The organism is Coleofasciculus sp. G2-EDA-02 (assembly GCF_040226375.1).
Classification (GTDB): domain Bacteria; phylum Cyanobacteriota; class Cyanobacteriia; order Cyanobacteriales; family Coleofasciculaceae; genus Coleofasciculus.
The window spans coordinates 24175-32480 of sequence record NZ_JAVKEW010000145.1 but is presented as its reverse complement, the minus strand read 5'-3'; the positions used below and the strand labels follow the sequence as shown (position 1 = coordinate 32480).

The 8306-nt window shown below is 45.3% G+C and carries 10 protein-coding genes; 7 read left to right on the top strand and 3 right to left on the bottom strand.

Annotated elements, in window-relative coordinates:
- Positions 1-186: 186 nt before the first annotated feature.
- Together RLO19_RS17280 and RLO19_RS17275 are read right to left on the bottom strand one after the other, a co-directional pair.
- Positions 187-1143 (bottom strand): ribonuclease III domain-containing protein, encoded by a 957-nt coding sequence (locus tag RLO19_RS17280; protein ID WP_446358341.1) that lies wholly within the window; start codon positions 1141-1143, stop codon positions 187-189.
- 13 nt (positions 1144-1156) lie between these two features.
- Complete coding sequence (locus RLO19_RS17275) at positions 1157-1651, bottom strand: universal stress protein (RefSeq protein ID WP_446358339.1); 495 nt, start codon at positions 1649-1651, stop codon at positions 1157-1159.
- Between the two features lie 291 nt (positions 1652-1942).
- Between RLO19_RS17275 and RLO19_RS17270 the strand changes: the two genes are divergently transcribed.
- The 4 genes from RLO19_RS17270 to RLO19_RS17255 all read left to right on the top strand — a co-directional run bounded on the left by RLO19_RS17270 (position 1943) and on the right by RLO19_RS17255 (position 4607).
- Positions 1943-3046: a metallophosphoesterase family protein gene (locus RLO19_RS17270; protein ID WP_446358337.1), complete on the top strand. Its 1104-nt coding sequence runs from the start codon at positions 1943-1945 to the stop codon at positions 3044-3046.
- An 825-nt stretch (positions 3047-3871) separates the two neighbouring features.
- Positions 3872-4099, top strand: coding sequence for a helix-turn-helix domain-containing protein (locus RLO19_RS17265; RefSeq protein WP_446358335.1), 228 nt, complete (start codon positions 3872-3874; stop codon positions 4097-4099).
- 98 nt (positions 4100-4197) lie between these two features.
- On the top strand, positions 4198-4404 hold the full coding sequence (locus RLO19_RS17260; RefSeq protein WP_446358333.1) for a helix-turn-helix domain-containing protein: 207 nt from the start codon (positions 4198-4200) through the stop codon (positions 4402-4404).
- A complete protein-coding gene (locus tag RLO19_RS17255) occupies positions 4380-4607 on the top strand; it encodes a helix-turn-helix transcriptional regulator (protein WP_446358332.1) in 228 nt (75 codons plus the stop codon). Before RLO19_RS17260 ends, RLO19_RS17255 begins: the two co-directional genes overlap by 25 nt.
- A 50-nt stretch (positions 4608-4657) precedes the next feature.
- Here the strand turns inward: RLO19_RS17255 and RLO19_RS17250 are convergent, their stop codons facing one another.
- The gene (locus RLO19_RS17250) at positions 4658-5920 is read right to left on the bottom strand and encodes an FIST signal transduction protein (protein WP_446358331.1); all 1263 of its coding nucleotides are present in this window, start codon (positions 5918-5920) and stop codon (positions 4658-4660) included.
- 374 nt (positions 5921-6294) lie between these two features.
- Between RLO19_RS17250 and RLO19_RS17245 the strand changes: the two genes are divergently transcribed.
- The 3 genes from RLO19_RS17245 to RLO19_RS17235 all read left to right on the top strand — a co-directional run bounded on the left by RLO19_RS17245 (position 6295) and on the right by RLO19_RS17235 (position 8283).
- A complete protein-coding gene (locus tag RLO19_RS17245) occupies positions 6295-6519 on the top strand; it encodes a CP12 domain-containing protein (protein ID WP_446358329.1) in 225 nt (74 codons plus the stop codon).
- Positions 6520-6790: 271 nt separating this feature from the next.
- Positions 6791-7384: a DUF3177 family protein gene (locus tag RLO19_RS17240; protein ID WP_446358328.1), complete on the top strand. Its 594-nt coding sequence runs from the start codon at positions 6791-6793 to the stop codon at positions 7382-7384.
- 593 nt (positions 7385-7977) lie between these two features.
- Entirely contained in the window at positions 7978-8283 is a 306-nt protein-coding gene (locus RLO19_RS17235; protein ID WP_446358326.1) for a DUF7734 family protein, read from the top strand.
- The last annotated feature ends 23 nt before the right edge of the window (positions 8284-8306 follow it).

Sequence of the window (8306 nt, the reverse complement as noted above, 5' to 3'; positions counted from 1 at the left end):
GAACAATGGATAATGACCTCTCCTTAAAAGAAGAGGATTGAAATTAAGGAAAATCTTTTTTAATTTCTTCGTAAACGAAGAGGTCTTAGACCCAATTAATCAATTGTCAATTATCAATTATTAATTATCCATTGATAAACGTTTCATTCAAATGAAAAAGTCCGTTCTTCCAGACTTATTAGGCTGCTAACCGACTTCCATTACTTCATTAAACCGCTCTCTCCCCGCATGATAATCCTTACTTTCATACCCCATAACATACCGTACAATCCACTTCTGCGACTTACCATCTTCCATCAGTAAACGAATCGCCTTCCTTAAAACCTGATCCTGATCAACAAACCGTTCAACAAACCAGTTTTCGGTTTCCGCCAAGCCCCGCTTATCATTTTCAGCACTCCGATTCAGATAAACGGCGGCTAATAATGCCTTAAATGATTTGCCTAAATCTTTCTCATTCCCCAAATTCAGCGCCGTCAACTCCTCAGTCGTGATTTGATTGATATAGTCGGCTTGATTCTCCTTAGAGGTTAAATCCTTAAACAACTCATTTAAACTACCAACTTTAACATTGGGTAGATAGCCATACAAATAATCAGCAACGACCCCCTTAAGTACCGCATCTCCCAGAAACCTTAACTGTTTATTCTCAGATGAACGCTCTTTTATACTTTTTAAATGATGCTCCAGTAACGGCGCAACCAACTGCTTAATCAACCAATTCCGCGCCTGAGAAAACCCGCGATCCTGATGAATCGCCCCAACTACCGCTATCAATGCCTCCTCAAAGGGATTGTGGCTTTGTAAACGCAAGCGATGCCGTTCTTGGGTCAGTCCTAGAAACGGAAACCCTTCGCCTAATCCCAGTTGATACCACAGTTTAGTTAACCTTTGTCCCTCGACTAACTTGTCCCGTAAGCCTTTGAAATTACCAACCTCTAAATAGGGACAGTTGTGATATAAATAGTCAGTAATCACCAAATTAACGATGGCATCCCCCAGAAATTTTAATCGCTCGTTATTCTGTTCATATTCTCCAATTTGCTCCGCATAAGAGCGATGCATTAAAGCAAGGCGAAGCGTATCACCATGCTTGAATTGAATACCGATTTGGGTTTCTACAGGTTCAGGATTCCATTCCATCAGTTTTAAAAGATTAAGAGGTTTTAACAACAGGTAATTGCACCGTCAGAACTGAACAGGGAGCATGATGGAGAACGTAATTACTGACACTCCCCAAAAGTAACTCTGAAAGCCCTGACAAACCCCGATGACCAATGATAATTAGATCAGCGTGCCAAGTCTTAGCCATCTTACAGATGGTTTCCCCCGGACTTCCTGGCACCTGGGTAAACTCAGCCATGACACCAGCCGCGGTAGCCTTAGCCGTGCGCTCGCGCAAAATCTCCAGACATTCGCTTTCAAAGTCGTCCCACTGCTGGCGGTAGCTGATATTCACATCATCCAATCGCCACGGGTAATAGTCCGTCTCAGCAAATCCTGGCATACCCGGACTCGTGTCTTCCTCCGGAGACAGAACGTGCAACAGTAATAGATGACCCTTCACCGCTTTGGCTAATTCTAGGGCTTGATCGAAAACAGGGTCACCCATACCAGAGGTATCTATGGCAACAAGCATCTTTTCAAACATAACCATTTCCTCCAAAACCCTGGTAAATAGTAGGTTGTTACCCCTCTGACAATGGTATAATGAATCTTAACTCAGGATAGTGCTGCTCGATTCGATTTCGTCAAGGAGCTAGCTTATGGAAGCTGATTCCAATCTAGCAATTGTGTCGGAATCTAGGTCAAAAATAAACACAATAATTAATTGTTGTCAAACATAGATGCAACAGACATCTCACTTTTCACAGAAAGTGTTATAACCAATAGAAGTCCGACACTCAACCTGAAAACTAAGGGCTGAGAGAGGGAAAAATTCATGAGTTTAAATGCCCGCTTTGCGGTGATCAGCGACCTACACATTGCCCTGCCTAAAACCATTTGGGATGTTCCCACCCGCTTTCATTTAGTGGAAATCAGTATCCCCGCCCTAGAGCTAGTATTCAATCATTTAGAACACCTGAATCTAGATTTTCTCCTGCTTCCAGGAGATTTAACCCAACACGGCGAACCGACTAACCATGACTGGCTACAAAGGCGCTTATCCCAGCTAGCCTACCCGGTTTACGTTGTACCTGGTAATCATGATGTCCCCACGCTATTACCGGACGAACGTTCGATTGGACTGAAAGACTTTCCTCACTACTATCATCAATTTGGCTATGATAATCCCGACAAACTCTACTACACCCATGAAATTTTCCCCGGTGTGCAGCTTATTGGGTTAAATTCCAACCAATTTGACCAGACGGGTAAGCAGGTGGGTTGTCTGGATGCACCGCAATTGGCATGGCTTGAGGATGTACTTTCTCAAACTCAGGATAAGTTGGTTGTAGTGATGGTACATCACAATGTCATCGAACATCTACCGAATCAGGCAAAGCATCCCTTGGGACGCCGTTATATGCTGGATAATGCCCCTACCCTGTTAAATCTGCTCAAAGCGGCTGGGGTCCATTTAATCTTTACAGGTCATCTTCATGTCCAGGATATCGCCTATCACCAGGGAATCTACGACATTACCACCGGATCATTAGTCAGCTATCCCCATCCCTACCGAGTCTTAGAATTGCGAACCGATAACCGAGGGAATCGCTGGTTACAGATAGAATCCCATCACATCACATCTGTACCCGGTTGGGAAAATCTGCCGGAAATTTCGCGGAAATGGATGGGCGATCGCTCTCATCCGTTTATGGTAAAGTTACTTACCGCCCCACCTTTATGTTTACCCGTAGCCGACGCCGATAAACTTGCCCCCAGTCTACGCAACTTTTGGGCAGATATTGCTGTGGGTGACGCCTGTTTTGATTTTCCTGAGTTTCCCCCCCTTGTCCGCCGCTATTTCCAAACCTTTAGCGCGATGGATAGTAATGGTAAACCTGCTTTTATCGATAATCACACTACCTTACTCCTGGAGTGACGTAATTCCATTTTTGCCCTGGCGACTGAAGTCGCGGCTACACAAACAAAGTCCGCCTACGCGGACTGAACTATAAAGTTTGACTGCAACTTGGTATTAGTAGCTAATACTGGTGATTGGCGATCGCGTTTTTTGTGTAGTGGAAAGGGAAACCCTACGTCAGTGCGTCTTTAGCCACAAGAGATCAGGGTGCGATCGCACGTTGATAAACTATCATAGACCTGCGCCTTGGAAACGGATAACTCTGGGGAAATGGCTCCCAGATTCAACCTAATTTTGTCCAGGAATGGCAAGACAATCGTTTTCGGGCAGGATATCAAAAAGAATGGTAAAGTTCAACTTTCCTGTGAGTTGTTTAAGCGGGATTAAAGGCTATGAAAACGTTACAAGCTGACCGTTTCCGGCGTTGGCGCAGGTAATCACCCTAGGGTTGGAGAACGGCGCGAATGGCAGCAAATTGTGGCGCGACAGCGAGTGCCGAGCTTGCGTTGAATGTCCTCATAGGGTATGTATGGATAGACTGAGTGCGATCGCCCTTTTGCGGCATCGCTTTTTGGTCATATAAGATAGGATGTAAGCCAGCGTAAGCTATCTAGACAGCCAGACGAAACCTAGCCAATGGCTAAACTAACTGTTGGGCTAGCTAGCCAATGGATAGGGTAGACGTTAGGTTTGCGAGTCCTAACAGGTGAGGGAAATGGACAAGTTAGTCGAAGGTCTGAGGCGACTCCTCGATTCGCCTGTCTTTTTCTATGTCTAGTATATTTAGGTTGACCGAAATTTGTCAACCTTTCCCGTTCGACCTAAATTATATGGGGATGTGATATGGCAAATGAAGAAAAACCAATCACTTTTACCTATTTGAGGAAGCGTGCTAGCTTAACTCAACGGAAAATATCAGTTTTGATGGATGTCACTGTTAGTACCGTTTCCCTGTGGGAGACAGGAGGACAAAGACCACGGTTATATCCAGAACAAACCCAGAAATTATTACAGGTACTCAATTGCACTCTTGAGGAACTCGTTGAAGCGTTTAGCCCAAATGAACAGTGAAAGTCAAGATTTACCCAAAAATCCCACTCCTCTAAAATTAGAGTTAACTAATACTTGTCGAAAAATACTGGTCAACCCCCAGTCAACCGGGATGCAAAATGGCAAGTGAAGTGGCAAGTGAAGAAAAACCAATCACATTTACCTATTTAAGGAAACGTGCGGGTTTAACCCAGCGCGAGATCTCCATTGCAATGGATGTAACCGTTACGACTGTTTCCCAGTGGGAGACGGGCGCACGAAGACCACGTTTTGGTCAACCTAAAATCAACAAGGATACAACATGGCAAACGAAGAAGAATCAATAACGTTTGCGTACTTGAGGAAGCGTGCTGGCTTAACCCAACGGAAAATATCAATTTTGATGGATGTCACTGTTGGTACCGTTTCCCTGTGGGAGACAGGAGGACAAAGACCACGGTTATATCCAGAGCAAACTCAGAAATTATTGCAGATACTTAATTGCACTCTTGAGGAACTCGTTGAAGCCTTTCGCCCAAATGAACAGTGAAAGTCAAGATTTACCCAAAAATCCCACTCCTTTAAAATTAGGGTGACTAATTAAGGTTGCCGACAAATGCCAAATACTGACGTGTAGCCGTGTAAAAATGTACTCCCGCCTACGGGTCCAATCTCGCCATTACAGAAGAAACCGCCAACGGAAATATTATTGATATAGCGACACAAAAGTTGGGAATCAAAATCGGGTTTGCCATACAATCCTTGACCCCGCCCTAAACAGGAAAACATTAATGCTCCTGCTGTCTCTGGGGCGGGATTGACTTGGTTTTGATAATTCTGTAAGAGTAATTCTAGGTCTTCCTCAGAGGTGCGGGCATCTCGCAGATGGAACTGAATCCGTTGACCAGGGCGCACCCGATCGCCAATCGCGATCGCACCCAGTCTGGGATCAACACCCAACAGATTGCGAATCAGGAAATCCCCAGGACCGAGACTTTGCTTAAACTCATCACGGGCAATGCCAATAAATAGGGAATGTTGCGCCAATTCGCGATCGCTCTCACTTAGGTTTTGAATTAAATCGCGCAGTACGACTAACGGCGGCTGGGATTCAGCCTCACTGAAGCTCATCCCATTACTATCGGCTAGTTCCAGTACAATGTTTCGTTCGCCTTTGGTGATTTGATAGGGTTGACCAATGGGGCGACAGCCTTGGGCGACAATGGGGTCGAGTACCACATTCCCACTCAACGCCACGCCGACTGTACCTTCTCGATGTAACGTACCCTCAGGGCATTGTTCAGGATCACGATAAAATAATCCACTCTGAACTCCCATCCCACTGGCACTGGCTAATCCTCCCACCTTAACTGAACCGGGATAGGCAAAATCTAACCCTTGTAACAGATCATTGACTTTCGAGGAAAAGGGATCGGCTAATAAGATGAAATGAGGTTGCTCTTGGGGGGAAACACCAATTAAGTCCACCCAAGCATTGGGTGAACTATCCAAGTCAGGCAAGGCACTTCCAGGAATATGAAACGCCCGTACTGAAACCTCTGGCATACTTGCCAAACTGATTGATAGAGCGGGTTCTGCTTCGATTTCTTGGGGTTGACCTTGGGCATTCATACCAATCACGCCACCTCCCCCACAACCAATCATCACGGGTACGGATAACCGTTCTTGTAGCAGGGGCATTAATCGGGAATACTCGCTGGCATAAGCGGAAGAGATGAACACCAGACCCAAATCCGCAGGCATTGACAACGATTGTCCCAGACGATCTACCACCTCGACGATGGCTGTTTCCAAGGACGGACGAGTTGATAAGGCATTGACCCACTTCATCAAATTTGCCATGAGTTCTACTGCGGTTTTCCCAGGGTAGGGTGTTTTTCAGGTTGGCTACTAATCAAAGCCTTATGATAACTCCAATTCGGCTAACTCCCAAGGGACTGCTGCCAGGGAGATGAGGGATATGGGGAGTTAACTCACGCACCGTGTCCTCGTAGGTAAAGGTCAAAACCTCCCCAATCCCCAATACCTATTTCCGGTAGTTGGGCAGATCGTGTAGAATTGTAAACAGCGTGTCGGCTTCTGCTGAACGTTAAACTATAGAATCCTAAAGACCTATAAGCACCGACTTGGATATATCCAGGGACGGTCAACACAAAATAAATAGGCGTTCTGTACAATACATTAGTGCAGTAATCAGGAAACAAGGAAAGTAGTCAATGAGTGATATTCAAGAAAAAATTGATCGGGAGCGTCAGCAAGCTAGAGCTGTTTGTGATTCTCAAGGCGCAGAGTCCCCAGACTGTGCGGTAGCTTGGGATTCTGTAGAAGAGTTGCAAGCTGAAGCATCACACCAGAAGCAACAAGGAACAAAGAAAACCTCCTTCGAGAAGTATTGCGAAGAAAATCCTGATGCAGATGAGTGCCGAGTCTACGACGAATAAGGACTCTTCATCGGCTATCCCTGCCGATTCTGTATGGATGAATTCACTGAATCAGTTTTGCGGCTGGAACTCCTTCGGGTGATTCCGGCTGATTTTTTTGTTTCTGACAGCCTGTTGTTCAGTACACTAGTAAGCTGTCATGCATTTAAATTGGGTATTAAAGGATGTTACCGAAGCGGAAATGGCAACATTACCGTACAATTTGGGATGTGAACCGATCGCGGTGTCACTCTGTTAACGTGAAACCAAAGGAACTCGTCGGCTATTAGCTATGCCCGATCAACTGCTGCAAGCATTAGTCTGGACAGACTATCGGTTAGCCGTTTTATTTACGGTGTTGATTCCCCTGATCCTAATTGTATGGGCTTTTGTTAAAAAAGCTGATGCGATCGTGCGCCTGTTAATTATCTACTGGCGCGTGTCTAGTTTATTGGCAATTACGGTTTATATCATGATTGCCTCGTGGCCCATTGGTTTTATATCGGGTTGGTTTGCCCGGATTCTGATTCCCATCTCCCTCTGGTTCTGGGTGGATGTGAATGAAGATATTGAAGATCAACCGACTAACCCGCTGAAACTTACGCTGACGGCTTGGCGCTGGGCAATAACTATTTACTGTGGGATTGGTGTATTGTGGAGTATTCCGTCTCTGGGATGTGCGTTTACTCCAGAGGCTGCGGAAACGTTTGCCTGTAGAGTTTGGCTAGAACCCGCGTGGTTGTTTAAACAATATTTCCATCCTGAGTCTTCTCCTCAATTTTTGGGTCTTATTGGCATTGTCGGATTATTGTCTTATGTTCTGTACTTGAGCTATTTCGTTCTGATTCGCTTAGGGAAACAGGGACGAATTGCTATGGAACAGTAGCCGGAGACAGGGACAGATAAGTCAAAAGGTGACATACTCCTACACCAACTGAGTACAGTATGGTGTAAGCTTCTCAGTGACTCCAGCTATTGCCTCGGACATTGACTGAGCTTTATTAACGACACGGGATGCCCCACCGTGCCGGACAATACAAAAGTTTTGTCGCCCAATGTAGCTGCTGGAATTTTACCCGCCCACAGATGCGACTACGAATAGTCTGTTTCTGGACGGAACCCCATATTCCAGGTTGTCTTGGTTCAGAGTACAGGCAAGCGGTTAGCTTTTAATTTATTTAACCTGTCCTACAAGAGTAGCAAATTGAAATTGGTTTGACAACTATGAAGCAAGTGACAACGCGAGTATCAGATAGGGAATATGAGCATTTAGCCAAATTCTGCAAAGTAACACAAACAACCCAATCTGATGTAATTCGCGGATTGATTAGAAAGTTGTTAATCGATGGCATATTGAATCCCATCGATTAACCGCCTATCCATCTCACGCCAATCTGGGTACAGATATGGCGTTAGGCGTTAGGCGTTAGCTAAAAGTTTTTAATTCCTCTTCCCCAATCACCCCTTCCCCAATCAACCATGAACCAAGGAAATTCTATTGGGCAGCGTTTAGAACAATACACGATTAAGTATCCTCAAGAAGTTTTACTCATTACCGCTCAAATTGCTGGCGAAGAGGATAAGATTGCTATTTACAAAGGGTTTTCTAGTTCCTTGATGCGTCCAACTGCTTTCGATCCAGATGTGCCTGTATTACCACCAGAAGCGGAAATTGTCAAGATTGATCGCGTCGCCAGTCCCTATAATCCGGATGCGCCTCGTTACATTCAGCAGGGGTTAACTTGGGAGGCGATGCAGCAGTTGTTGGTAGCTGCTGATGTTTAGGATTAACGCACTGGTGCAAGACC